21 protein-coding genes are annotated in these 25,060 nt (G+C 61.6%); 9 read left to right on the plus strand and 12 right to left on the minus strand.

All coding sequences use genetic code 11. From position 1 onward, the window contains the following. Window positions 1-30: 30 nt before the first annotated feature. From ACUXAC_RS21990 to ACUXAC_RS22020, 7 genes are all read right to left on the minus strand, one after another. A complete protein-coding gene (locus ACUXAC_RS21990) occupies window positions 31-1,299 on the minus strand; it encodes an MFS transporter (protein WP_100396611.1) in 1,269 nt (422 codons plus the stop codon). Window positions 1,300-1,439: 140 nt separating this feature from the next. Further along, window positions 1,440-2,405, minus strand: coding sequence for a sugar kinase (locus ACUXAC_RS21995; RefSeq protein ID WP_454266884.1), 966 nt, complete (start codon window positions 2,403-2,405; stop codon window positions 1,440-1,442). A 7-nt stretch (window positions 2,406-2,412) separates the two neighbouring features. Continuing rightward, a complete protein-coding gene (locus ACUXAC_RS22000; RefSeq protein ID WP_060424332.1) occupies window positions 2,413-3,165 on the minus strand; it encodes a sugar phosphate isomerase/epimerase family protein in 753 nt (250 codons plus the stop codon). A gap of 166 nt (window positions 3,166-3,331) precedes the next feature. After that, window positions 3,332-4,366 (minus strand): LacI family DNA-binding transcriptional regulator, encoded by a 1,035-nt coding sequence (locus ACUXAC_RS22005; RefSeq protein ID WP_038875990.1) that lies wholly within the window; start codon window positions 4,364-4,366, stop codon window positions 3,332-3,334. Window positions 4,367-4,492: 126 nt separating this feature from the next. Continuing rightward, on the minus strand, window positions 4,493-5,155 hold the full coding sequence (locus tag ACUXAC_RS22010; RefSeq protein ID WP_016929583.1) for an OmpA family lipoprotein: 663 nt from the start codon (window positions 5,153-5,155) through the stop codon (window positions 4,493-4,495). A gap of 254 nt (window positions 5,156-5,409) precedes the next feature. Further along, complete coding sequence (locus ACUXAC_RS22015; RefSeq protein ID WP_387444125.1) at window positions 5,410-5,856, minus strand: N-acetyltransferase; 447 nt, start codon at window positions 5,854-5,856, stop codon at window positions 5,410-5,412. Beyond that, window positions 5,853-6,419 (minus strand): DNA-3-methyladenine glycosylase I, encoded by a 567-nt coding sequence (locus ACUXAC_RS22020; protein ID WP_038875986.1) that lies wholly within the window; start codon window positions 6,417-6,419, stop codon window positions 5,853-5,855. The genes ACUXAC_RS22015 and ACUXAC_RS22020 overlap by 4 nt, the downstream gene beginning before the upstream one ends. 196 nt (window positions 6,420-6,615) lie before the next feature. Between ACUXAC_RS22020 and ACUXAC_RS22025 the strand changes: the two genes are divergently transcribed. From ACUXAC_RS22025 to ACUXAC_RS22055, 7 genes are all read left to right on the plus strand, one after another. After that, window positions 6,616-8,604, plus strand: coding sequence for an autotransporter outer membrane beta-barrel domain-containing protein (locus ACUXAC_RS22025; protein WP_454266880.1), 1,989 nt, complete (start codon window positions 6,616-6,618; stop codon window positions 8,602-8,604). Window positions 8,605-9,349: 745 nt separating this feature from the next. After that, the gene (glyQ, locus tag ACUXAC_RS22030) at window positions 9,350-10,267 is read left to right on the plus strand and encodes a glycine--tRNA ligase subunit alpha (RefSeq protein WP_004933966.1); all 918 of its coding nucleotides are present in this window, start codon (window positions 9,350-9,352) and stop codon (window positions 10,265-10,267) included. Window positions 10,268-10,276: 9 nt separating this feature from the next. Beyond that, window positions 10,277-12,346, plus strand: coding sequence for a glycine--tRNA ligase subunit beta (gene glyS / locus ACUXAC_RS22035; protein ID WP_038875981.1), 2,070 nt, complete (start codon window positions 10,277-10,279; stop codon window positions 12,344-12,346). Between the two features lie 319 nt (window positions 12,347-12,665). After that, on the plus strand, window positions 12,666-13,385 hold the full coding sequence (locus ACUXAC_RS22040) for a DUF3053 domain-containing protein (RefSeq protein ID WP_016929578.1): 720 nt from the start codon (window positions 12,666-12,668) through the stop codon (window positions 13,383-13,385). A gap of 540 nt (window positions 13,386-13,925) precedes the next feature. Next, window positions 13,926-15,845 (plus strand): PTS mannitol transporter subunit IICBA, encoded by a 1,920-nt coding sequence (locus tag ACUXAC_RS22045; protein WP_038875977.1) that lies wholly within the window; start codon window positions 13,926-13,928, stop codon window positions 15,843-15,845. Window positions 15,846-15,903: 58 nt separating this feature from the next. Then, window positions 15,904-17,049, plus strand: a complete 1,146-nt coding sequence (locus ACUXAC_RS22050) for a mannitol-1-phosphate 5-dehydrogenase (RefSeq protein ID WP_060424325.1) — start codon at window positions 15,904-15,906, stop codon at window positions 17,047-17,049. Window positions 17,050-17,143: 94 nt separating this feature from the next. Then, entirely contained in the window at window positions 17,144-17,695 is a 552-nt protein-coding gene (locus ACUXAC_RS22055; RefSeq protein WP_016929575.1) for an MltR family transcriptional regulator, read from the plus strand. Here the strand turns inward: ACUXAC_RS22055 and ACUXAC_RS22060 are convergent. Further along, window positions 17,692-18,300: a LysE family translocator gene (locus tag ACUXAC_RS22060; protein WP_038875972.1), complete on the minus strand. Its 609-nt coding sequence runs from the start codon at window positions 18,298-18,300 to the stop codon at window positions 17,692-17,694. The genes ACUXAC_RS22055 and ACUXAC_RS22060 overlap by 4 nt on opposite strands. Window positions 18,301-18,442: 142 nt before the next feature. On the opposite strand from ACUXAC_RS22060, the gene ACUXAC_RS22065 reads away from it, so the two are divergent. Beyond that, window positions 18,443-19,909 carry an aminotransferase-like domain-containing protein gene (locus tag ACUXAC_RS22065; protein ID WP_038875970.1) on the plus strand — a complete coding sequence of 489 codons (1,467 nt, stop codon included), beginning with the start codon at window positions 18,443-18,445 and terminating at the stop codon, window positions 19,907-19,909. A gap of 73 nt (window positions 19,910-19,982) precedes the next feature. Beyond that, the gene (locus ACUXAC_RS22070) at window positions 19,983-20,345 is read left to right on the plus strand and encodes a YibL family ribosome-associated protein (protein ID WP_004933989.1); all 363 of its coding nucleotides are present in this window, start codon (window positions 19,983-19,985) and stop codon (window positions 20,343-20,345) included. An 11-nt stretch (window positions 20,346-20,356) separates the two neighbouring features. Here the strand turns inward: ACUXAC_RS22070 and ACUXAC_RS22075 are convergent, their stop codons facing one another. The 4 genes from ACUXAC_RS22075 to sodA all read right to left on the minus strand — a co-directional run bounded on the left by ACUXAC_RS22075 (window position 20,357) and on the right by sodA (window position 24,684). Then, complete coding sequence (locus ACUXAC_RS22075; RefSeq protein ID WP_060424323.1) at window positions 20,357-21,136, minus strand: class I SAM-dependent methyltransferase; 780 nt, start codon at window positions 21,134-21,136, stop codon at window positions 20,357-20,359. 102 nt (window positions 21,137-21,238) lie between these two features. After that, window positions 21,239-21,910 (minus strand): 6-hydroxyaminopurine reductase, encoded by a 672-nt coding sequence (gene yiiM / locus ACUXAC_RS22080; RefSeq protein ID WP_087762489.1) that lies wholly within the window; start codon window positions 21,908-21,910, stop codon window positions 21,239-21,241. Window positions 21,911-22,009: 99 nt separating this feature from the next. After that, window positions 22,010-23,938 (minus strand): methyl-accepting chemotaxis protein, encoded by a 1,929-nt coding sequence (locus ACUXAC_RS22085; RefSeq protein ID WP_308345050.1) that lies wholly within the window; start codon window positions 23,936-23,938, stop codon window positions 22,010-22,012. A 125-nt stretch (window positions 23,939-24,063) separates the two neighbouring features. After that, entirely contained in the window at window positions 24,064-24,684 is a 621-nt protein-coding gene (gene sodA / locus ACUXAC_RS22090) for a superoxide dismutase [Mn] (RefSeq protein WP_004934003.1), read from the minus strand. Window positions 24,685-25,060: the final 376 nt, after the last annotated feature.

A 25,060-nucleotide genomic window follows, 5' to 3' on the forward strand; every position in this document is an offset into this window, starting at 1 on the left:
TTGGGTTAACAGATAAAAAGTATAACCGGATCAAGCCAATTGTGGCTGGATCTCGTTGCGGGCGGGTTTGACGATCAGCGTCAGCACCACCGCCACCACCAGTGCGATGGCCATAAACATGTAAGAGGCCGCCGGGCTGCCGGTGGCGCCATTCAGATAGCCGACGAACCACGAACCGAAGAACGACCCCAGCGCGCCCATGCTGTTGATCAGCGCCATGGCGCCCCCGGCGACGTTTTTCGGCAGCATTTCCGGAATGATGGCGAAGAACGGCCCGTAGGGGGCGTACATCGCGGCGCCGGCGACCACCAGCAGGCCGTAGGAGATCCAGAAGTGGTTGGTGCCGACGGCGTAAGAGCCGAAGAACGCCAGCGCGCCGATCAGTAGCAGCGGCCAGACGAACAGCTTGCGGTTTTGCATTTTGTCCGACGCCCAGGAGACCACGATCATGGCGATGGTCGCCGCCAGGTAAGGCACCGCCGACAGCCAGCCGGCTTCCACCATGCCCATCTGCATGCCGCTGCGCAGGATAGAAGGCAGCCACAGCACGAAGCCGTACACGCCGATGCTCCAGGCGAAGTACTGCACGCACAGCAGGATCACGTTGCGCGAACGGAAGGCTTCGCCGTAGTTGCGCACGGCCTTGATGCCTTTCTGCTCTTCGTCCAGCTGCTGTTGCAGCGCCTGTTTCTCCTCGGCTGTTAGCCAGCCGGCCTGCGCCGGTTTGTCTTTCGCCAGCACCCACCAGCAGAACGCCCAGATAACCGCCGGAATGCCCTCGATGATGAACATTTCACGCCAGCCGAAGGCGTGGATCAGGTAGCCGGACACCACCGACATCCACAGCACCGTCACCGGGTTGCCGAGGATCAGGAAGGTATTGGCGCGTGAGCGCTCCGATTTGGTGAACCAGTTGCTGATGTAGATCAGCATCGCCGGCATCACCGCCGCTTCCACCACGCCGAGGATAAAGCGGATGGCGGCCAACATCGGGATATTGCTGACCACGCCGGTCAGCGAGGCGCAGCCGCCCCACAGGATCAGGCACCAGAAGATCAATTTTTTGACGCTGCGGCGTTCGGCGTAGATGGCGCCGGGAATTTGGAAGAAGAAATAACCGAGGAAAAACAGCGCGCCCAGCAGCGAGGCCATGCCTTTGGTGATGCCGAGATCTTCATTGATGCCGGCGGCAGAGGCGAAGCTGAAGTTGGCGCGATCGAGATAGGCCAGGCTGTAGGTGATAAACACGATGGGCATGATGTACCACCAGCGTTTGGCCGCGACAGTCGCTTTGTTCATGTTCAGTATCCTTCAGTGGTGTTGCATCCCCTTCGCCCGGCACGCTGGGCATGCAAGACAAAGGGGCAGATGCTCTCCCGACGCGTCCCGGTTGTAGGGCCAGAGGCTGACGTCATGCGGAGAAGTCGTTTTTTTTATTGTTATTCGGCCAGCGCCGCGCGGGTTGGCAGGCCTTCGCTGTCGCCGATGGCCTGGATCGCCAGCGAGCCGATTTTGTTGCCGCGCTGCACCGCCTGTATCAGCGTTTTGCCTTCCAGCAGGGCGCTGAGGGTGCCGACGGCAAAGCCGTCACCGGCACCGACGGTATCCACCACGTTGTCGACCTTCACTGCGGCCACTGTCGCTTTGTCACCGGCGGCGGTTTTAAACCAGGCGCCGTCCGGGCCGGTTTTGATGATCACCGCCTGCACGCCGCGTTCCAGATAGAAATCGGCGATGCCTTCCGGCGTCGATTGGCCGGTGAGGATCTGCCCCTCTTTCAGCCCCGGCAGCACCCAGTCGGCGGCGAATGCTAGCTGGTTCAGCTGCTCGATCATCACCTCGCGGCTGGGCCACAGCACCGGGCGCAGGTTGGGGTCGAACGAAATGGTTTTGCCCATGGCACGCATTTCGCGCGCCGCATGGTGGCACAGGGCCAGCGACTCGCTGGACAGCGCCGCTGCAACGCCGCTCAGGTGCAGGTGGCGTGCGGAACCGAAATACTCAGGGTCGAAATCGGCGACCGACAGGTGGCTGGCCGCCGAGCCTTTGCGGAAGTATTCCACGCTGGGATCGGTACCATCGGTGGTTTTGGATTTCACCTGAAAACCGGTGGGATAGTGGCCGTCGACCGTCACCTGCCGGTAGTTGATGCCTTCTTTTTTCAGCTGCTGCAGGGTGAAGCGGCCGAACGAATCGTTGCCGACGCGGCTGACCCAGCCGACGTTCATGCCCAGACGCGCCAGGCCGATCGCCACGTTCAATTCGGCGCCGGCGATGCGTTTGGTGAAGGTTTCCACCTCCGCCAAATCGCCGGTTTGCGCCGCCACGAACATCGCCATGGCTTCGCCCAGCGTGACCACATCCAGGGGCACCTGCTGCGCCGTCGTTGCCGTTAACGTTGTCATCATGGGGTTACTCCGCACGCAAGATATTGACGTAATGGCGGGTGACGGCTTCCAGATCATCGCCCTGCAACGGGAATTCGATGCCGCGCGGCGCATCGTGCGGCAGGCGGGCCAGCAGATCGCGCCAGCTGCCGTCGGTATCGTCTAGCGCGACGGCGCGCCAGCCGCGCGGGCCTTGGGTGGCGGCTTTGACGTGCACGTAACCGACGTGGCGGGCCAGGCGTTCGGCGGCGGCGAAGGCGTCTTGCCCCACCCACAGCCAGTTGGCCATATCGAAGGTCATGCTGACCGGCAGGTGGCTATCTTCTGCGGCGTGGAAAAAGGCGTTCAGCATCGACAAAATGCCGCAGTCCGGCGTCTGATCGTTCTCGACCACCAATTTGACCGGGTGCTGCTCCAGCGCCACTTTCAGCTCGGTAAAATCGAAGCCGGGGCGGAAATGGCCGAGGGACAGCTTCAACCGGCGCGCGTTCAGCGCCTGCGCTTCTGCCAGCAGCGCAGGCAGGTTGGGGTTCAGCGTATGTTGCGGGGTGAACAGCGCCTCAGGGGCGGAGTAGACGGCGAACAGCTGCTGGCGATCGATCTCTTGCGCCAGGGCCGGCAGGCTGTCCAGTTCGCCGGCGGCGAACAGTTCGCGGCGGATCTCGACCCCGTCGGCGCCTGCGCCGGCGATGATGGGCAACAGCGCGCGCTGGCCGCCGTGTTGTTTGACGGTATCGGTGCCGTAGGCGCCGGTGACCACGATGATTTCTGTTTTCATTTTGACTCCTGAGGCGGCATTGTCGCCGCCGCTGCTGTTACCGGTACGTTAAATGGAACCGGTTCCAGCGGAAAGCGACAGAGTGTAAAAATATGATCGCAATCACGAAGCTGAGCAAAAAACAGCCGATGAGGGCGGGGCGGGCAACGGCCCTGGAGAAGGCGGGTTAGCGGGTGGTGGAGCCGCGGACGATCAGCTCGCCGGAGAACATCTGCTCGCCGCTGGGGGCGGCCAGGCCCTGAATGCGCTGCACCAGCCGCTCCAGCGCCGCGTGCCCCATTTGGTAGGTGGGCTGTTTCAGCGTGGTGATGCCGACGCCCGCCAGCTCCGCCCACTCCAGCTCGTCGAAGCCCAGCAGGCCGATGTCGTTGCCCCATTGAATGCCGAGCCGGCGCATGGCGCGCGCCACCTGCAGCGTCAGGGCGCCGTTAGCGGAGATCACCGCCTTGCGCATGCCGCGATGGCGGCCGCTGAAATCGCTCAGCACCTGCTCCAGCTTCTGCCGATCGTTGAGCGGTGTTTCGGCCTGCTCCGCCAACAGCGTGGGGTGCTGCGCCATGGTGTGTCTGAAAGCGTGCAGGCGTTCGAGACGGGTATTGACCGTACCGAGCGGCTCGCTGAGGAACAGGATTGCTTCGAAACCTTGTTGCAGCAGATGTTCGGTGGCGACGGTGGCGGCTTCGCGGTTGTTCAGGCCCACCACGTCGCAGGCGAAGTCGGGGATTTTGCGGTCGATCAGTACCATCGGCAGCATCGACTGTTGCAGCGTGGATAACGCTTCCTCGCGCATGCCGACCGCGTTGACCACGATGCCTTCCACCCGGTAACTGCTGAGCAGCTGCAGGTAGTGCTGTTCCTGATTGACTTCGTTGTTGGTGTTACACACCAGCAGGGTAAAGCCGTGCTGGCGGCAGGCGGCCTCGATGCCGCGCATCACGTCCACCGAATAGGGGTTGGTGATATCGGCGAGGATCAGGCCGATCAGGCGGGTCTGGCCGCCCTTTAGACTGCGCGCCATCTGGCTTGGCCGGTAGTCGAGCTGCCGGATCGCCTGTTCGATGCGCTGTTTGAGATCGTCGGAAAGCAGGTGTTGTTCACCATTCAGATAGCGTGACACGCTGGTCTTGCCGGTTTTGGCGATGCTGGCCACATCGCTGATGGTGGCGCGCCCTGAGGCGCGCGTTGCCTTGACAGTGCTCACAGCCGATCCCTCCTGCGGTTAATTGCCAAGGAGACTACCATACCCGATGTGCGGGCGGGAGTATTGAAGGGTAAGGAGAAAATCGCAGGGAGGCGGCGGGGCGCCGGTTGCGCGCCCCGCACGGGATTACTGCAGCGGGCTGAGGGTGATCTCGACGCGGCGGTTTTGCGCCTTGCCTTCCGCGGTGCTGTTGGAGGCGATCGGGTTGTCCGGGCCGGCACCGGTGGTGCGGATACGGTTTGCCGCCACGCCCTGGGTGATCAGCGCGCTGGCTACGCCGTCGGCGCGCTGCTGCGACAGGTTCATGTTGAGCGAGCGGGAGCCGGTGCTGTCGGTGTAGCCGACAACGTTGACCGCGGTTTTCGGGTACTCTTTCAGCACCATGGCGACGCCGGTCAGGGTGTTGGCGCCCGCCGGTTTCAGCGTGGCGCTGCTGCTGTCGAAGGTCACGTTGTTCGGCATGTTCAGCACGATGTTGTCGCCCTGGCGGGTGACGCTGACACCGGTGCCTTTCATCTTGTCGCGCAGTTTGGCTTCCTGCACGTCCATGTAATAACCTGCGCCGCCGCCCAGTGCCGCACCGGCCGCCGCGCCGATCAGCGCGCCCTTGCCGCGATCTTTCTTGGAAGAGGACAGCACGCCGACACCGGCGCCCAGTGCGGCCCCGAGGCCTGCGCCGATGCCGGATTTGCCGACTTCGGATTCGCCGGTGTATGGGTTAGTGGTACAGGCCGACAGCGTGAGCGCTACGCTCACTGCGCCGGCAATAATTGCAATGCGTTTTTTCATGTTCTTGTCCTTAATGGCATCAAAATCTGTACGCGCCTGCCCAAAACGGGGGCGCAAAAAATAGGCGACGCAGGTGGGGCCCGCGTCACCGCGCTACTATGACGCGTTGACTCGCCGGCAGTTCCGGAGAAAAACGTGACAAATGATGAGCGCGGGGGAGTGCTGGGGGGAGTTATGCGACAAAACGCCGGGCGGCGCCATGCAGCGGATTCCTAATTGCGCGCATCCGGGGTGCGGATGCGCCTTTTTTAAGCCTAATGGGTTGAATTTTCGACTGCCGACCAGTTCATGATCAGCGTATAGGCCTGGGTTTCTTCATTGAACAGGCGCTGCGTCACCTGAAAGCCGTGCTTGTGGTAGAACGCGCAGGCACGCAGGTTCTGCTGGTACACCTCCAGGCTGAGCCGGCGGTAGCGCTGCTGCACGTGCGTCATCAGCGCCTGGGCGACGCCGCGGCCGTGAAACGCCCCATCGACAAACAGCGCGCCGATGAACTGCTCGTCCAGCACGCTGATAAAGCCGACGATCTCGTCGTGATGCCAGCAGGCCCAGCTCTGCGCGCGCGGCAGGTAGTTTTCCCGCACCAGCGCGGCGCTCTCACGCCAGTACTTTTCCGCCACGAACGGATGGGCGGCGATGGTGCTGGGCAGCCACAGCGCCATCAGCCGTTCGATATCCTCCGGTCCACAGGGGCGGATCACCGTGGCTTTGGGTAGCAGATGCACCCCGTCAGATGATCGTTCACCAGCCCGCTGGCCTGCATGAAGGCGTAACAAATGGTGGAGCCGATAAACTTGAAGCCGCGCTTTTTCAGCGCTTTGGACATGGCGTCGGACTGTTCGGTTTTGGCCGGCACCTGGTTCAGCGCCTGCCAGCGATTGAGCTGCGGCCGGCCGCCGACGAAGTCCCAAATGAAAGCGACGAAATCTTCGCCGGCCGCTTCCATCGCCAGATAGGCTTTGGCGTTGGTGATGATGGCTTCTATCTTGCCGCGGTGGCGGATGATGCCGCTGTCCTGCAGCAGGTTTTCCACGTCCTCTGTGGTCATGGCGGCGACACGCTGCGGATCGAAACCGTGGAAAGCGCGACGGTAATTCTCGCGCTTTTTCAGAACGGTGATCCAGGAAAGGCCGGCCTGTTGCCCCTCCAGACACAGCATTTCAAACAGTTCGCGCGCGTCGGTGGTGGGCGCGCCCCATTCCTTGTCGTGATACTCGAGATACAACGGATCGGCCGTCACCCAACCGCAACGTTCGTCTGCCATCCTGACTGTCCTTATGCTGTGTTTATGAACAGTAATCATCGCTCGTAGCGCCGAACTTGGCAAGCCTCTGATTGTTTTGTCATCAGCCCGCTTGACGTGACGAAAAAGCCGACAATAGTTACTACATGGCCGGTGGAAAACCGGTCAACGATAAAAACGACATTGCCTTCATTTGCAGGCTCTCAGGAGTCGATTCATGCCTCTAAAAATAACGTGCATGCCCCGCCCGGCGGCGCTTGCAGTGGCGCTACTTTGCAGTGTGACCCTACCGGCTCAGGCGTACGATCAACTGTACGTCTTTGGCGACAGCCTGAGCGATACCGGCAACAACGGCCGGTTCACCTATGACGGCAACCAGCACTTGTTGTACGACGAAGCGTTGGCGCAACGCATCGGGGCGGCGCTGGTGGCTTCGGACAACGGCGGTGAAAACTACGCCGCCGGCGGCGCCGTGGCGGTGCCGGGCCTGAACCCGGTCGACAACACCCAGGATCAGGTGCAGCGCTACCTGAACCGGGTCAATGGCCAGGCCGACGGCGACGGGCTGTATATTCATTGGATCGGCGGCAACGATCTGGCGGCGGCGGCGCTGAATGCCGCTACCGCGCCCGGCGTGGCCTATAACAGCGCTGCGGCCGCCGCTGCGCAGGTGCATTCGCTGCTGAACGCCGGCGCCGGCACGGTGATCGTGCCAACGGTGCCGAACATCGGCTCCACGCCGCAGCTGATGGAATTGATCATTCAACAGGCGCTGTCGCCAGTGCAGGGGGCGGCGATCCAGGCGGCCTATGCCACGCTTAATTCGGTGGCGACGCCGGACAACGCTTCACGCACGCAGGCGATCCACGCGGCGTTGGCCGCCGCGGCGAAGCAGGGCAGCGCCATTCCTCAGGTGCAGCAGGCGATCGCTGCGCAGCTTATCGCGGCGTATGACAGCCTGAGCGCGCAGGCCGCCCAGCTGACTGATTTCTATAATCAAAGTGAAGACCGTCTGCTGGAGCAGGGCGGCGGCAATATCGTGCGGGTGGACGTCAACAAGCTGTTCGCCGAAGCGATCGCCAATCCGGCGCAGTTCGGCTTCGCCAACACCGCCGGTATGGCTTGCCCGCCGGGCGTTTCCTCGGCGGTTTGCCGTTCCGATATGCCCGGCTTCGACGCCAGCCAGTCCTATCTGTTCTCCGACCATTTCCACCCCAGCCCGCAGGCGCACCTGCTGATTGCGGATTATATCCAGGCGGTGTTGGATGGCTCGGCGCAGGTGGTGGCGCTGAATCAGGCGACCGCGGCGATGGCGCGCGACAGCCGCGCCACGCTCGACAGTCGCTTCCAGCAGCTGCGCAACGGCGACAACCCGCAGGGATCGCTGGGCGTGTTCGGCGGTTACGCCGGCCAGCACTACGACTATGCCGATAACCGGGCGGCGGGGGACGGCAACGCCACTACCCACAACCTGACCGTCGGCGTGGACTATCAGCTGACCGACGGTTGGTTAATCGGCGCGTTGATCGCCGGTTCCAACGACGATCAGCATCCTTCCAGCCGCTTTGATTACAAGTCGCGCGGGCTGCTGCTGTCGGCCTTCAGTTCGCTGGCGCTATTCGAGCATGGCTGGGTCAACGCCGATCTGCACTATGCGACGATGGATTATGACGACATCCGCCGCAGCATGCGGCTGGGGCCGCTGACGCGCACCGAAACCGGTTCGACCACCGGCAAGCAGTGGGGCGCGCGCGTGACCGCCGGCTATGACTTCCCGATTACTTCTTACCTGACCACCGGGCCGGTCGCGCAGTTCGCCTGGGATTACAGCCGCGTTTCCGGCTACGGTGAAGATGGCGATGACAGCACCGCCATGCGCTTCAACGATCAAACTTATCACTCGCAGATCGGCGCGCTGGGTTGGCGGCTGGATACGCAATTCGGCGTGTTTAACCCTTATGCGGAAGTGAGTTATCAGCATCAGTTCGGCGACGACGTCTACCGCGCCGGCGGTGGCCTGAAATCGACGCAAACTTCGTTCACCCGCGACAGTGCGGGCCAGGACAAAAACTGGGTGGATGTCACGCTGGGGGCCAACATGCCGTTGACGGACAGGGTATCGGCCTTCGCCACCGTGTCGCAAACCGGCGGGCTGAGCAGCGGCGAGCAGTTTATGTATAACGTCGGCGTCAGCGCGCGTTTTTGAATTGGCCATCGGCGCACTCAACGGCGCAGGAGAAGCCATAAGGGCTGATGAGGAATTTAAGCGGGGGGCGGCCTGGCGTGAATTATGCGGGCCGCAATGACGTTGGCGGAAATACAAAAAAAAACTGATCCTATGAAAGGATCAGGTAGCCACTTGGCCAACACCAGGGAAAATTTTATTTATTATTGTATAACCAAAGATTAACTGTCAATTTGTTTCTGTGGCCCGTTTGCGCCGTATTTCATCCCTGACCTTCCCTTCATACCCAGAGCCTCGGTCCGCCGTGCGCTATCGCCTTATTTTTCACGTTCATAAGAAATAATCTGGCACTTGATCACATTATCTCTCGGTGAGGGGAGTTTTTTAGTTGATAAAATTAACAAAAATAACATTGGCGCAACTTTATCTTGTGGCAAATATAAGGATATGCGTACGCAAATCAGCCTGAATTTGGCCGGCGAGGGGAGATATCGCGTTCAGCTAATTGCTTATTTAAACGGCGGTGAGTGATATTTTTGTTAAGCTCATCTAATGGATTTGGCGGCGTCACGCCTTTCAGGCCGGCTCGTGGATGGCGAGGGGGCCGGCCGGAGCGCTGTGTCTTCACGCTGCGGCCGACGTGTGAAAATCCAGCGCTTCTCGCCCCGATTCGCACTTGTTGCCGGATTCTGGCTGTATATCTTACGGTCAAAGGGTATACTGGCCCATTCCATCTAAATCCACTTGTATCGCGTGCGAATTCAACATGCAAAAGTTTGATACCAAGACCTTCCAGGGCCTGATCCTGACACTGCAGGATTATTGGGCGCGCCAGGGCTGCACCATCGTTCAACCATTGGACATGGAAGTCGGCGCGGGAACCTCACACCCGATGACGTGCCTGCGCGCACTGGGGCCGGAGCCGATGGCCGCCGCCTATGTGCAGCCATCCCGCCGCCCGACCGACGGCCGCTACGGCGAAAACCCGAACCGTCTCCAGCACTACTACCAGTTCCAGGTGGTGATTAAGCCGTCGCCGGACAACATTCAGGAACTCTACCTGGGCTCGCTGAAAGAGCTGGGTCTGGATCCGACCATCCACGACATTCGCTTCGTGGAAGACAACTGGGAAAACCCGACGCTCGGCGCCTGGGGCCTGGGTTGGGAAGTGTGGCTGAACGGCATGGAAGTGACGCAGTTCACCTACTTCCAGCAGGTCGGCGGCCTGGAGTGCAAGCCGGTGACCGGCGAGATCACCTACGGCCTGGAGCGCCTGGCGATGTACATCCAGGGCGTGGACAGCGTGTACGATCTGGTGTGGAGCAACGGCCCGCTGGGTGTTACCACCTACGGCGACGTGTTCCACCAGAACGAAGTGGAGCAGTCCACCTACAACTTCGAATATGCCGACGTCGACTTCCTGTTCTCCTGCTTCGAGCAGTACGAGAAAGAAGCCCAATCGCTGCTGGCGCTGGAAAAACCGCTGCCGCTGCCGGCCTACGAACGCATCCTGAAGGCGGGCCATACCTTCAACCTGCTGGACGCGCGCAAGGCGATTTCGGTGACCGAGCGTCAACGCTACATTCTGCGCATCCGCACGCTGACCAAAGCCGTTGCCGAAGCCTACTACGCTTCCCGCGAAGCGCTGGGCTTCCCGATGTGCAACAAGAAGAACGAGAACTAAGAGGCAGCCATGACTCAACAGACTTTCCTGGTGGAAATCGGCACGGAAGAGCTGCCGCCGAAGGCGCTTCGTTCCCTGGCGGAATCTTTCGCCGCCAACTTCACCGCCGAGCTGGACAACGCCGGCCTGGAACACGGTGACGTGAGCTGGTTCGCCGCACCGCGCCGCCTGGCGCTGAAAGTGGCCAACCTGAGCGCGGCGCAGGCCGATCGCGAAATTGAAAAACGCGGCCCGGCGATCGCCCAGGCGTTCGACGCCGAGGGCAAACCGAGCAAAGCGGCCGAAGGCTGGGCGCGCGGCTGCGGCATCACCGTCGATCAGGCTGAACGCCTGGTGACCGACAAGGGCGAGTGGTTGATGTACCGCGCCCACGTCAAAGGCCAGTCGGCGCAGCAACTGCTGGCCGGCATGGTCAGCACCGCGCTGGCTAAACTGCCGATCCCGAAACTGATGCGTTGGGGCGACTCCGACGTGCAGTTCGTGCGTCCGGTACATACCGTCACGATGCTGCTGGGCGCCGATCTGATCCCAGGCACCGTGCTGGGCATCGACTCTGCGCGCACCGTGCGCGGCCACCGCTTCATGGGCGAAGCCGAGTTCACCCTCGACAACGCCGACCAATACCCGCAGATCCTGCTGGAGCGCGGCAAAGTGGTCGCCGACTATGAAGCGCGTAAAGCCCTCATCAAGCGCGATGCCGAGCTGGCGGCGCAGAAGATTGGCGGCAAGGCCGATCTGAGCGACAGCCTGCTGGAAGAAGTGGCCTCGCTGGTGGAATGGCCGGTGGTGCTGACCGCCAAATTCGAAGAGAAATTCCTGGCGGTGCCGGCGGAAGCGCTGGTGTACACCATGAAGGGCGACCAGAAGTATTTCCCGGTGTATGACGCCGCGGGCAAACTGCTGCCGAACTTTATCTTCGTGGCCAACATCGAGTCGAAAGACCCGCAACAGATCATCTCCGGTAACGAGAAGGTGGTGCGTCCGCGCCTGGCCGACGCCGAGTTCTTCTTCAACACCGACCGCAAGAAACGCCTGGAAGACAACCTGCCGCGCCTGGAAACCGTGCTGTTCCAACAGCAGCTGGGCACCCTGCGCGACAAAACCGACCGCATTCAGGCGCTGGCGGGCTGGGTTGCTGGCCAGATTGGCGCCGACGTCAACCACGCCACCCGCGCGGGCCTGCTGTCGAAGTGCGACCTGATGACCAACATGGTGTTCGAATTCACCGATACCCAGGGCGTGATGGGCATGCACTACGCGCGCCACGACGGTGAGGCGGAAGACGTCGCCGTTGCGCTGAACGAGCAGTATCAGCCGCGCTACGCCGGCGATGCGCTGCCGCAGTCGCTGGTGGCCTGTTCCCTGGCGATCGCCGACAAGATGGACACCCTGGCCGGCATCTTCGGCATCGGGCAGCATCCGAAAGGCGATAAAGACCCGTTCGCGCTGCGCCGCGCCGCACTGGGCGTGTTGCGCATCATCGTCGAGAAAAACCTGCCGCTGGATCTGCAGACCCTGACCGAAGAGGCCGTGCGCCTGTACGGCAGCAAGCTGACCAACGCCAAGGTGGTCGACGAGGTGGTGGAATTCATGCTGGGCCGCTTCCGCGCCTGGTATCAGGAAGAAGGCCACGCGGTCGATACCATTCAAGCGGTGCTGGCGCGCCGTCCGACCAAGCCGGCCGACTTCGACGCACGCGTCAAGGCGGTGTCTCACTTCCGCACGCTGGAAGCGGCGGCGGCGCTGGCAGCGGCCAACAAACGCGTCTCCAACATTCTGGCCAAGTCCACCGAAACGCTGAACGACAGCGTGCGCGCCTCGGTGCTGAAGGACGCGGCGGAGATCCAGCTGGCGACTCATCTGGTGGTGCTGCGCGACAAGCTGCAGCCGTACTTCGCGGCGGGCAACTACCAGGAAGCGCTGGTGGAGCTGGCTGCGCTGCGCGAGCCGGTGGATGCGTTCTTCGATAACGTGATGGTGATGGCGGACGATGCGGAAGTGCGCGTGAACCGCCTGACGCTGCTGAGCAAGCTGCGCGAACTGTTCCTGCAGGTGGCGGACATCTCCGTGCTGCAGTAAGCGATTCTCTGCAGTGAAAAGGCGCCTGCGGGCGCCTTTTTTATTTCCGTTTCCTGGGCGCAAAGGCAAGGTCGCCTGGCGACTTGGGGGGCGACTTGGGGGGCGACTTGGGGAAATTGAAGCGTCCGGTCGCCGACGGCAATGAACCTCAGTGCGTTTTGCGCACGATTTTCAACCGCATCCGGCCGGTGCAATGCTCATCGCAAGCGGAATCGCGTATCGGAACGCCGCCAGTTGATCTATTCTTATAGGCGCACGGAGTGCGCAAAAAGGGGCGGAGTCCAATGAAAAAGCAGGTTTATAACAGGAGTTATGTCACATGGCGGTAGGGATCCAGAGCAGAGGTTTCGCGCGTTGGTTGGCACCGGTATTGGCATTGTTGGTGGTCATGCAATTGACCGCCTGCGGCGATAAAGAGCCGGAACAGCGCAAAGCATTTATCGATTACTTACAGAATACCGTGATGCGCAGCGGGGCGAACATCCCCACGCTGAGCGAAGATCAGAAGCAGAAGTTCGGCAACTATGCCGGCGATTACGCGATTTTGGTCGGCTTCTCGCAGCAGCTGTCCAAGTCGGTCGGCGCCAGCCTGACGCCGGCGCTGGATCAGATTAACCAGATCCGCACCGCGCAGGACTATCTGAACAAACGCGATGCGCTGCAGCAATCGGTCGGGGCGTTGAACCTGCTGGGCCAGCAGATCCAGTCCGCCAAATCACAGGCGGATACCGCCCGCGCGGCGCTGAAGCAGCCCGACGATCTGAAGGCGGTGTATAACCAGGCCTATGACAAGATTGTCACCGCACCGGCCAACGCCCTGATGCCGGCGATCCCGACCACCGCCAGCTTCGTGCAGGATCTGGTGCAGGTTGGCGATTTCCTGCAGAGCCAGGGCAATCAGGTCAGCTTCAACAACAACGGCGTGCAGTTCCGTACCGCGCAGCAGGTGGCGCAGTACAACACCATGATGTCGAATCTGGTGGCCAAACAGCAGAACCTGGTAAACGCGCAGAAAGCCATTCAAAGCGTGACGCAATAACGCCTCCACGCACGCAGCAGGCCGGCATTGCCGGCCTGTTTTATTTCCCCTCAGCGTTTCCAATAGCTTGCTGGTTTATTGCGCAGGCTTCTGTACTACACTTCAATTAATCCATTCATTCGGCAATGTAGTTTTCTTTCATTCATCACTTCGCTAGTTCCCGGCGGGATGAGTGCTCACAGGGAAGATCAAACAGAGCGTCGCGATCGGGCGCTGCAGCCAAAAATAAATTGTGATGTTTGTCACAATTTAAAAACAAACCACCAAGTTAAAAATGTGACAAATATCACGTTATGACGGGTTTCAAGGCGGTTTTTTTCTCACTGTGCTTTTTTTACACGCCATAAATGTGATCTTTGTCACTATAAAGGGTGGTTTGTTGGGGTGTTGTATGTGATTTGTATCACAAAAAATCCGTGAAGTTCGCGTGACAAAAACAGCGTGATAGAGTCCGTTTCGCATACAGCGGCAACACGGCTGGATCGTCACAACAATAATCACGCGCTCTATTGTCAGCGCGTAACAATAGGGGTGTGTTTTATGTTTTCACCAGACATCAAGGTCAAAGTACAAAACTTTGGCCGCTTCCTGAGCAACATGGTGATGCCCAACATCGGCGCCTTTATCGCCTGGGGGATTATCACCGCGCTATTCATTCCAACCGGCTGGCTGCCGAATGAAACCTTAGCCAAGCTGGTCGGCCCGATGATCACCTACCTGCTGCCGCTGCTGATTGGTTATACCGGCGGGCGGCTGGTGGGCGGCGATCGCGGCGGCGTCGTCGGCGCCATCACCACCATGGGCGTCATCGTTGGCGCCGACATGCCGATGTTCCTCGGCGCGATGATCGCCGGCCCGCTGGGCGGCTGGGCTATCAAGCACTTTGACCGCTGGGTGGACGGCAAGATCAAAAGCGGCTTTGAAATGCTGGTGAATAACTTCTCCGCCGGCATCATCGGCATGCTGCTGGCGATCCTGGCCTTCCTCGGCATCGGGCCGCTGGTGGAGGTGCTCTCCAAGCTGCTGGCGGCGGGCGTACACGTCATGGTGACGAACAACCTGCTGCCATTGGCGTCCATCTTCGTTGAACCGGCGAAAATCCTGTTCCTGAATAACGCCATCAACCACGGCATCTTCTCGCCGCTGGGTATCCAGCAGGCTACGGAAGCCGGTAAGTCGGTGTTCTTCCTGATTGAAGCCAACCCAGGCCCGGGCATGGGCGTACTGATGGCCTACATGTTCTTCGGCCGCGGCAGCGCCAAGCAATCCGCCGGCGGTGCGGCAATCATTCACTTCCTGGGCGGCATCCACGAAATCTACTTCCCTTACGTGCTGATGAACCCGCGCCTGCTGCTGGCGGTGATCCTGGGCGGCATGACCGGCGTCTTCACCCTGACGATGCTGAACGGCGGCCTGGTTTCTCCGGCTTCTCCGGGTTCGATCCTGGCGGTGCTGGCGATGACGCCGAAAGGCGCCTACTTCGCCAACATTGCGGCGGTGTGCGCAGCCTTTGCCGTCTCCTTCGTGGTGTCCGCTTTCCTGCTGAAAACCTCCAAGGTGAAAGAGGATGACGATCTGGAAGCCGCAACCCGTCGCATGCAAGAGATGAAGTCGCAGTCCAAAGGCGGCGCAGCGGCGCCGGCATCGGTCGACGGCGATCTGAGCACCGTGCGCAAAATCATCGTTGCCTGCGATGCGGGCATGGGCTCCAGCGCCATGGGCGCCGGGGTGCTGCGCAAGAAAGTGGCCGACGCCGGGCTGAAGAACATCTCGGTGACCAACAGCGCCATCAACAGCCTGCCGGACGACGTGGATCTGGTGATCACCCACCGCGATCTGACCGAGCGCGCGATGCGCCACGCGCCGCAGGCCCAGCACATCTCGCTGACCAACTTCCTCGACAGCAAACTGTACAGCGATCTGGTCGACCGTTTGCTGGCGGCCAACAAAACCAGCGACAACCAGCAGAAGGTGCTGGGCGCGCTGGACGACAGCTTCGAAGCCGGTGAGCCGAACCTGTTCAAGCTGAGCGAGAGCAACGTGTTCCTCAACCTGCAGGCCAGCGACAAAGAGCAGGCGATCCGCTTCGCCGGCGAGCAGCTGGTGAAAGGCGGCTACGTCGAGGCGGAGTACGTGCCGGCGATGCTGGAGCGCGAGAAACTCACCTCCACCTACCTGGGCGAGTCGATCGCCGTGCCGCACGGCACCATCGAGGCCAAAGACCGGGTGCTGCGCACCGGCGTGGTGTTCTGCCAGTACCCGCAGGGCGTGCGCTTCGGCGAGGAAGAGGATGAAGTGGCCCGCCTGGTGATCGGCATCGCCGCGCGCAACAACGAGCATATCCAGGTGATCACCAGCCTGACCAACGCGCTGGATGACGAGAGCGTGATCGAGCGGCTGGCGAATACCACCAGCGTGCAGGAAGTGCTGGACCTGCTCGGCGGCAAAAAAGCCGGATAACAGAATCATTTTAAAGGGTGCAGCTTGCTGCACCCTTCGACATTAAGAAGGTAGAGTTATGAAAGCATTACATTTTGGCGCAGGGAACATCGGCCGCGGTTTTATCGGCAAGCTGCTGGCGGACGCAGGGGTTGAGCTGACCTTCGCCGACGTCAATCAAACGGTGCTGGATTTGCTGAACAGCCGTAAAAGCTACGCGGTGCACGTGGTGGGCGAGCAAGAACGCGTGGAGAACGTCAACAACGTCAGCGCCGTCAACAGCGGCAGCGAGGCGGCGGTGGCGCTGATCGCTGAGGCGGATCTGGTGACCACCGCCGTTGGCCCGCAAATTCTCGGCAAAATCGCCGGCACGATCGCCAAAGGGCTGGTGCTGCGTCATCAGCAGGGCAATGTGCAGCCGCTGAACATCATCGCCTGCGAGAATATGGTGCGCGGCACCAGCCAGCTGAAGCAGCATGTGTTCGCCGCGCTGCCGCAGGATGAGCAGGCATGGGTTGAGCAGCACGTCGGCTTCGTCGATTCGGCGGTCGACCGCATCGTGCCGCCGGCGGACAGCAGCGATCCGCTGGAAGTGACGGTGGAAACCTTCAGCGAATGGATCGTCGATCAGACCCAGTTCAAAGGCCAGCCTCCGGCGATCGCCGGCATGGAGCTGACCGACAACCTGATGGCGTTCGTCGAGCGCAAGCTGTTCACCCTCAATACCGGTCACGCCATCACCGCCTACCTCGGCCAACAGGCCGGGCTGCAAACCATTCGTGACGCCATTCTCGACCCGGCGATCCGCCGCGTGGTGAAAGGGGCGATGGAAGAGAGCGGCGCGGTGCTGATCAAGCGCTACGGCTTCGACGCCGACAAGCACGCCGCCTACATCAACAAAATCCTCGGCCGCTTCGAAAACCCTTATCTGCACGACGACGTCGAGCGCGTGGGCCGCCAGCCGCTGCGCAAACTGAGCGCCGGCGATCGCCTGATCAAACCGCTGCTGGGCACGCTGGAATACGGCCTGCCGCACGCCAACCTGATCCAGGGCATCGCCGCCGCCATGAGCTACCGCAGCGAACAGGATCCGCAGGCGCTGGAGTTGGCGGAATTGCTGAACACGCTCGGGCCGAAAGCCGCGCTGGCGCAAATTTCCGGCCTGCCGGCGGAAAGCGAGGTTGTAGAAGAGGCCGTTGCTGTGTATAACGCCATGCACAAGTAGAATCGTGATGATGAACACCCGAGCGCAGCTTGCTGCGCTCCTGCAACCCGAGTTCGGCATCGACGGCCCTCCCCACGCCTTTCGAAAAGCGACGATGGAAGAAGCACAGGCATTTGAAAACCAGGTTCTGGAAAAGCTGAACGCGGGCAAAACGGTGCGCAGCTTCCTGATCGCGGCGGTAGAGCTGCTGGCGGAAGCGCTCAACGTGCTGGTGGTGCAGGTATTCCGCAAGGATGACTACGCGGTGAAATATGCCGTCGAACCGCTATTGTCCGGCAGCGGCCCGCTCGGGGAGCTGTCGGTGCGCCTGAAGCTGATGTACGGGCTGGGGGTGATCTCCCGCCACGAATATGAAGACGCCGAGCTGCTGATGGCGATGCGCGAAGAGCTGAACCACGACGGCTCGGAATACCGCTTCGTCGACGACGAAATCCTCGGGCCCTTCGGCGAGCTGCACTGCGTGGCCGCGCTGCCGCCGGTGCCGACCTTCCTGCAGCCGGGCGAAGCGGATGAAGCGCTGATCGCCATGCAGCGCCAGCGCTATCAGCAGATGGTGCGCTCCACCATGGTGCTGTCCATTACCGATCTGATCGCCGGTATCGGCGCCAAACAACCTTCCCGACTCTCTCCTCTCGGCCGCGGCTAAGCAAAGGCCGCGCGCCACTCGTCGAACAACAACCACAGCGCGGTGGCGGCCATCAGGCCGGACATCACGCCGTTGAAGGCGCGCAGTTTCCAGGTGACCCGCAGCGCGTTGCGCAACCGGTCGCCCAGCACCGCCCACAGCAGCACGCACGGCAGGTTCAGCAGCGCGAAGCCGGCGATGACCGACAGCGTATGGACAAAGGTGGCGCCTTCGCGCGGGGTGAACAGGATCGCCACGTTGATCACCATCAGCCAGGCCTTGGGGTTGACCGCCTGAAACAGCGCGCCATTGAGCAGGCTCATCGGCTGCGCCTGCTCTTTGGCGTCCGGCGAGGCCGCCTGGAACAGTTTCCATGACAGCCACAGCAGGTAGGCGCAGCCGATCACCGCCAGCGGGAGGCGGATGACGCCGGCCCAGCTCAGCGCCAGCGCCAGCAGTGGAATAATGATCGCCAGCTGCACCGCACAGCCGACGCAGATGCCAAGCAGCATCGGCAGGGTGCGGCGCAGGCCGAAGTTGACGCCCGACGAGGCCAGCAGCAGGTTGTTGGGGCCGGGGGTAATCGACATGACGGTGACGTAGCTGACAAAGGCGGAGTCCAGCATGACAGGTTCCTTGAAAATGGCGGTAATCACGAGAGGATCAGCATAATCGCTGCGATGGGATGGTGACAGAACCACAAATCGGATATTGTCATGGTTACAGTTGTGCAAAATGTAAACTGTACCCATTGTCTGGAGAGAAACTGTGACCCTGCTCGATGAAACCCCGGATACCCGTTACCTGCAGCTGGCGGATACGCTGGCCGAGGCCATTCGCCGCGGCACGCTGCGGCCCGGCGACCGCCTGCCGTCGGTACGGCGCTGTGCGCAAACCCATCGCGTCAGCATCAATACGGTAGTGTCGGCTTACCGCACGCTGGAGGATCGCGGGCTGATCGAAGCGCGGCCGCAGTCGGGGTTTTATGTTCGCAGCACGCTGCCGGCGCTGAAGATGGCCTCGGCGCCCAGCGGGCGCATTGAACCGCCGGCGGACGACGTGCTGGCGCTGATCGACACCGTGTTTGCCGCCCAGCAAAACCCGGCTTTCACCAACATTGCGCTGGCCTGCCCGCAGACCAGCGATTTTTATCCCGGCGGCAAGCTGGGGCGCATGTTGTCCTCTCAGCTGCGCCGCCAGCCGGATCTGATCGGGCAGTACCCGTTGCCGCCCGGCAGCCTGCGGCTGCGTCAGCAGATCGCCCGCCGCTCGATGACGCTGGGCATGCTGCTGGAGCCGGGCGACGTGGTGCTGACCCACGGCTGCATGGAAGCGCTGCAGCTGGCGCTGCGCGTCACCACCAAACCGGGCGACTGCGTCGGGCTGGAGTCGCCAACCTATTTCTATCTGCTGCCGCTGCTGGCCAGCCTGGGGCTGAAAGCGCTGGAAATCCCCACCGATCCGCAGCTGGGGCTGTCGCTGGACGCGCTGGAACTGCTATTGAACGAGAAACGGCTGAACGCGGTGATCGCCATGCCGACGGTGCAAAACCCGCTGGGCTGCACTATGCCGCTGGCGGCGAAAAAGCGGCTGGCGCGGCTGATGAACGATCATCAGGTGCCGTTGATTGAAGACGGGCTGTATGCCGAGATCCAGTTCGGCGGCGCGTTGTCGCCGGCGGTGAAGGCGTTCGATCGCGACGGCTGGGTGCTGTTTTGCTCCAGCTTTACCAAAACGCTGGCGCCGGACTTTCGCGTCGGCTGGATCTGCGGCGGCCGTTTCCACGAGGCGTTGCGCAAGCTGAAGGCGGTGTCATCGATGTCCGAGTCGCAGCTGCTGTCGGAAACGCTGGCGACCTTCCTGGAGAGCGGCGGCTACGATCACCATTTGCGCAACCTGCGCAAGCGTTATGCGGCGCAGGTGGACGAGGCGCGGGCGCTGATCGCCCGGCATTTCCCGCGTGGCACGCTGGCCACGCAGCCGGCGGGCGGATTCGTGTTTTGGGTCGAATTTCCCCCCGGCGTGGACAGCGTGGCACTGTTCCATCAGCTGTTGGAGGAGCAGATTTGTTTGACGCCGGGCACCCTGTATTCCCCGAGCGGGCGCTACCGCAACGCGCTGCGGCTCTCCTGCTGCTACCCGTTCAACGCGCGCTACACCCAGGCGTTGGCCCGGCTCGGCGCCAGGGCCTGCGAGATGAGCGGCCTGCCGCCCGGCATTGCGCAGGACGGGTAACGGCGCGCGCCTTTTGCTACAATGCCGGTATCATTGATTAGCGTGCCATTTTGGGCACAACGGGCCAGAGACCATGAAAGAGAAAGAAAAGGCAGAGATCAAGCGCCTGAGCGACCTGCTGGACGCCTTGAACCACAAAGACGCCACCGTGATCCAACAGGGCAACCCTGAGTTGATCGCGCAGCACACCAAAGAGAAAGAGAAACTGGCGACGGAGATCGAACGCCTGAAAAACGTGCGCGGCGAGAAGCTGAGCGCCGAAGCGCAGAAGCTGAGCAAGCTGCCGTTCAGCCGCGAGATCACCAAGAAAGAGCAGGCCGATATGGGTGCGCTGAAGAAAAGCGCGCGCGGGCTGATCGTGGTGCACCCGATGACCGCGCTGGGCCGCGAGATGGGCCTGAAAGCGGTCACCGGTTACGCCAAGAAAGCGTTCTGAACCCCCGGGCATCAGACCTTGGTGGTGAAATACGCCTTGGTCTGATAGGGCACGGTGACCGTGTCCTGGCCCCGCAGTTCCTCTTCTTCCGCCACCAGCTGGCGCAACTGCTCGATAACCTGCTCCTGTTGCGGCTGCGGCAGCGCGGCGATAAAGCTGGTTGAACGCACCCGGTTGTAGATCACGTCCTCCACCGCGCCGCGGTGACCCAGCATAAACACCTGCTCCTGCAGCGGTTCAAAGCCTTTGAACGGGAAGAATTTGCGCCATTCGCCGGTATAGAAACGCGGCGCATCGCCTTCGTGGCTATCGACGATCTGATTCAATTTACGCACCCAACCGACGCGCGCATCGCGCATGTTCCACACCAGACCGAGTTTGCCGCCGGGCTTGAGGATGCGCTGGATTTCCGCCAGCGCCTGCGGCGTGGCGAACCAGTGGAAGGATTGGGCGCAGACCACCGCATCGACGGACTCGTCCGGCAACGGGATCGCCTCGGCGGTGCCCGCCAGCGTTTTCACCTGCGGCAGCGCCGCCGACAGTTTTTCCAGCATTTGCGGCACCGGTTCGACGGCGATCACCTGCGCGCCGGTTTCCAGCAGGCGCGGGGTAAACTTGCCGGTACCGGCGCCGAGATCGATGACCGTCATGCCGGCGTGCAGGCCGATAGTTTCACGCAGCCAGACGGCGATTTCCGGCGGGTAATCCGGCCGGCCTTTCACATAGCGATCGGCGTTGGCCTGATAGCCTTCGGCGGCGGCGTGATGAATCGAATGGATCGGGGTGGTCATTACCTGGCTCCTGGCTGAAAAAACGTGCGGCTACAGTATAGGCGGAAGAATAGGGTTAACGCGGCATTCGGCGCACGTTTTTCATCTTTTCCGCCCGCGATTTCAACGGCCGAGCAGGCGGCGGTTGAAGTCCTCGAGGCGCCCTTCGGCAAGCCGCGTGAGCATGGTCTTGCTCCAGCTGGCGGAGAGGCCGGCCACCGCCAACAGGCGGCGATACTGTTCCGCGTCGAACGGCATGTGCCAGGCGATGGCGATGGCTTCGGCGACCGACACGTCGCTGTTGCGCGCCGCCAGCTCCAGCGGACGATCGCCGCTGACCGCGCCCGGCGACACCACCCGATACAGCCAGCCGCAGCGGCCGCTTTGCTGCATCAGCACCGAAATGTCCTCGATGGCGAAGTGATAATTGAGCTTGAAGCACGGTGAGCGCGGCTGGGTGACCTGGATCAGCGCTTCGCCCCAGCGGAAGATGTCGCCCATAAACACATTGTGTTCGGTCAGCCCTTCGGTGGAGATATTCTCGCCGAAGGCCGGGGCGCAAAACTGCTCGGCCTGCGTCGGAAACTGCTCGCGCCAGTGGGCGTAATGCTCGCGCGGGTAGTGGCACAGCGCGCGATCCGGCCCGCCGTGGTAGCTTTTTTCCGCCTGTTCGTCGCCTTCCAGGCCGAGCGGCGTGAGCCGGATGGCGCCATCCACCTGGCGTTTGGCGATGGCGCTGGGGCGTCCGCCTTCGTAGGGTTGAATATTGCCGATGTAAACGTCTGGGTGATGCATGTGCGCCTCCGTGTCTCGCGTCGAAGGCTCAGCATAGCCTGAGTTACGCCGGGGGGACATAACAACCCGCCCGAAAATCCTCGGGCGGGCGGCAGGGCATCAGAAGGTGGTCCAGTTCTCTTCCGCTGCGGCGTTGGCGGCCGCGGGTTTTACCGTCGGCGCTTTCGGCGCGGCGGCTTTCACGGCGGCGGGTTCGGTCTGCTCCGCCAAACGGAACACCGAGACGCTTTGCAGCAGCATGTCGGCCTGTTCTTCCAGCGAATCGGCGGCGGCGGCGGACTCTTCCACCAGCGCGGCGTTCTGCTGGGTGGTGTGGTCCATCTCGACGATCGCCTGGCCAATCTGGGCGATGCCGCGCGTCTGCTCATCGGAGGCGGCGGCGATTTCAGCCATGATGTCGCGCACGTGGGTGACCGAGCGGACGATCTGTTCCATGGTGTTGCCGGTGCTTTCCACCAGTTCGGTGCCGGTTTTCACCCGGCTGACCGATTCGGCGATCAGCCCTTCGATCTCCTTGGCCGCCTGGGCGCTGCGGCTCGCCAGGCTGCGCACTTCGCTGGCAACCACCGAGAAGCCCCGGCCCTGTTCGCCGGCGCGCGCCGCTTCGACCGCGGCGTTGAGCGCCAGGATGTTGGTCTGGAAGGCAATGCCGTTGATCAGGGTGGTAATTTCGGCGATACGCTGCGAACTGCTGGAGATATCGCGCATGGTGCTGACCACGTTTTCCACCAGCTTGCCGCCCTGCTGCGCGGTCTGCGAGGCATCGGTGGCCAGCTGATTGGCGTGATGGGCGTTGTCGGCGTTCTGTTTCACCGTGGCGGTCAGCTGTTCCATGCTGGCGGCGGTTTCCTCGACCGCCGCCGCCTGCTGCTCGGTGCGGGAAGAGAGATCGGTGTTGCCGGCGGCGATTTCCGCAGAGGCGGTAGAAACCTGGCTGACCCCCATCTGGATCTTCTCAATCATGGTGCGCAGGTTTTGGCTCATGGCCGCCACCGCGTTCAGCAGCTGCCCCAGCTCGTCGCGGCGGGTGCTGGTCTGCGCCTGGCGCAGGTCACCGCCGGCGATGCGTTCCGCCATCGCCAGCGTACTGTGCAGCGGACGGGTGATCTGCAGCGTGATGCGCCAGGCGATAAGCACCCCGGCGATGATGGCGATCAGGGTGGTGATGCCCATTTGCAGCTGCGCCAGATTGATGTTGTTGCGCGTCTGCACCAGCTCGTCCTGCATAAAGGCGTTGACCAGCATGCCGATCGCTTGCGCGCGTTCGCCGAGCTGCCGGCTGATCTGCTGCTCGTGCTCATAGGCCGGCAGGTAAGCCGCGATGCGGTTTTTGTAATCGTCCAGGGCGGCCAGCAGCGGCTGCAGCTGCGGGCGCTGCGCGTCGCTCACCCTGCGGCTCAGGGCGTTGGCCGCGTCGCGCGCGTCGTCAATGGCCGCCATCAGCGGGGCTTCGGTTTCCTTGTTCAGGCTCAGCAGCAGGCCGCGCGCGCCGTAGCGCACCTGGGTCAGCTTCTGGTTCAGCTGGATGAAGGCCAGCTGCAGATCGCCGTTGGTCAGCTGGCGTTCCACCTGGCTCAGGCTGGCCTGCACTTCCGACATGTTCCAGCTCTGGCGCACCGCGTCTTTCGCCGTGACCGCCTGCTCAAAGACTTTTTGCTGCTGTTGATATTCCCCGATCAGCGTCACCAGACGCTGCAGATCCTTGCGGCTTTGGGCGTCCCAGTCCAGCGCCTGCCCCTGGTCTATCAGTTTGACGGCGTTCTCAATATTGGCGCGGTTGTTCTGAATGTACTCCGGCCGGTAGGTCTGGCCGTACATGGCGCGATTGTATTTGGCCTGGTTGATCTCCTCGTTCAGCCGGTTGCTGAAGTCGATGCGATCGGCGCGGGATTCGATGATGTGCAGATATTGCGCCCCGGTGCCGGCGATGACGACCGCCAACAGCAGCAACAGCGCGAAGCCGAGACCGAGCTTTTTACCTACGGTGAGATGAGTGAACTTTCCTGCCAATGCTTGCAATGCCGCCATAGCGTTTTTCCTTCTCCGGGCGAACGTCAATTGAACAAACCATCGGCAAGAAGTGGTCAAACTTTAGCGGATTTCAGGCAAAAAAATACCCGCCGGTGGCGGGCATCTTCATCAACGGGGGCGAATTACTTCTTCGCGGCGAAGCGTGCGGCGGCTTCATCCCAGTTGACCACGTTCCAGAACGCCTTGATGTAGTCAGGGCGTTTGTTCTGATATTTCAGGTAGTAAGCGTGTTCCCACACGTCCAGACCGATGATTGGGAAACCGGAAGCGCCGGCGACGGCTTCGCCCATCAGCGGGCTGTCCTGGTTAGCGGTAGACACCACGGCCAGTTTGCCGTCTTTCAGCACCAGCCAGGCCCAACCGGAACCGAAGCGGGTGGCTGCGGCTTTCTCGAACTCTTCCTGGAATTTCTCAACGCTGCCGAAATCGCGCTCGATGGCCGCTTTCAGATCGCCGCCCAGCGTGGTGCCGGTTTTCAGGTTTTTCCAGAAGAAGCTGTGGTTGGCGTGGCCGCCGGCGTTATTGCGCATGAAGGTGCGTTTGTCGGCAGGCACCTTATCCAGATCCTGGATCAGCTCTTCAACGCTGTATTTGGCCAGCTCTGGGTAGGCTTCCAGCACGGTGTTGGCGTTGTTGACGTAGGTCTGGTGGTGTTTGGTGTGATGGATTTCCATCGTCTGCTTGTCGAAATGCGGTTCCAGTGCGTCGTAAGCGTACGGCAGGGATGGCAGTGAATAACTCATAATCATCATCTCCAGTGGTGTATGGGCGGCGCAAAGGGCGAGCACCGCGTAAGCAGTCGGATCATTATAGTTAATTAAATGATATTGAAAATGATTATCAATGCCCTGTGAACTGTGTGGTTAATGAGCAAATCGCTGCGCTAACATACTGATAGAAGAGGGCGGCGGATGGCCGCCTCAAGCCGTCGATCCGGCGCGTGGGTTACTCTCTATACTGTAGGGAGCACCCACGCCGAAATGTATCGAAATGTGCCAATGCGTTCACTGAATGAGCACGAGTGTGTAACAACCACAAGCACGCTGTGGTAATATGGCCGGCGTTCGTAGCAAGCATAACAACAGTGACATTCGCGTTTGCCGCGCTAGCGGGGCAGGC

This window comes from Serratia sp. 121840015-1 (assembly GCF_053627655.1).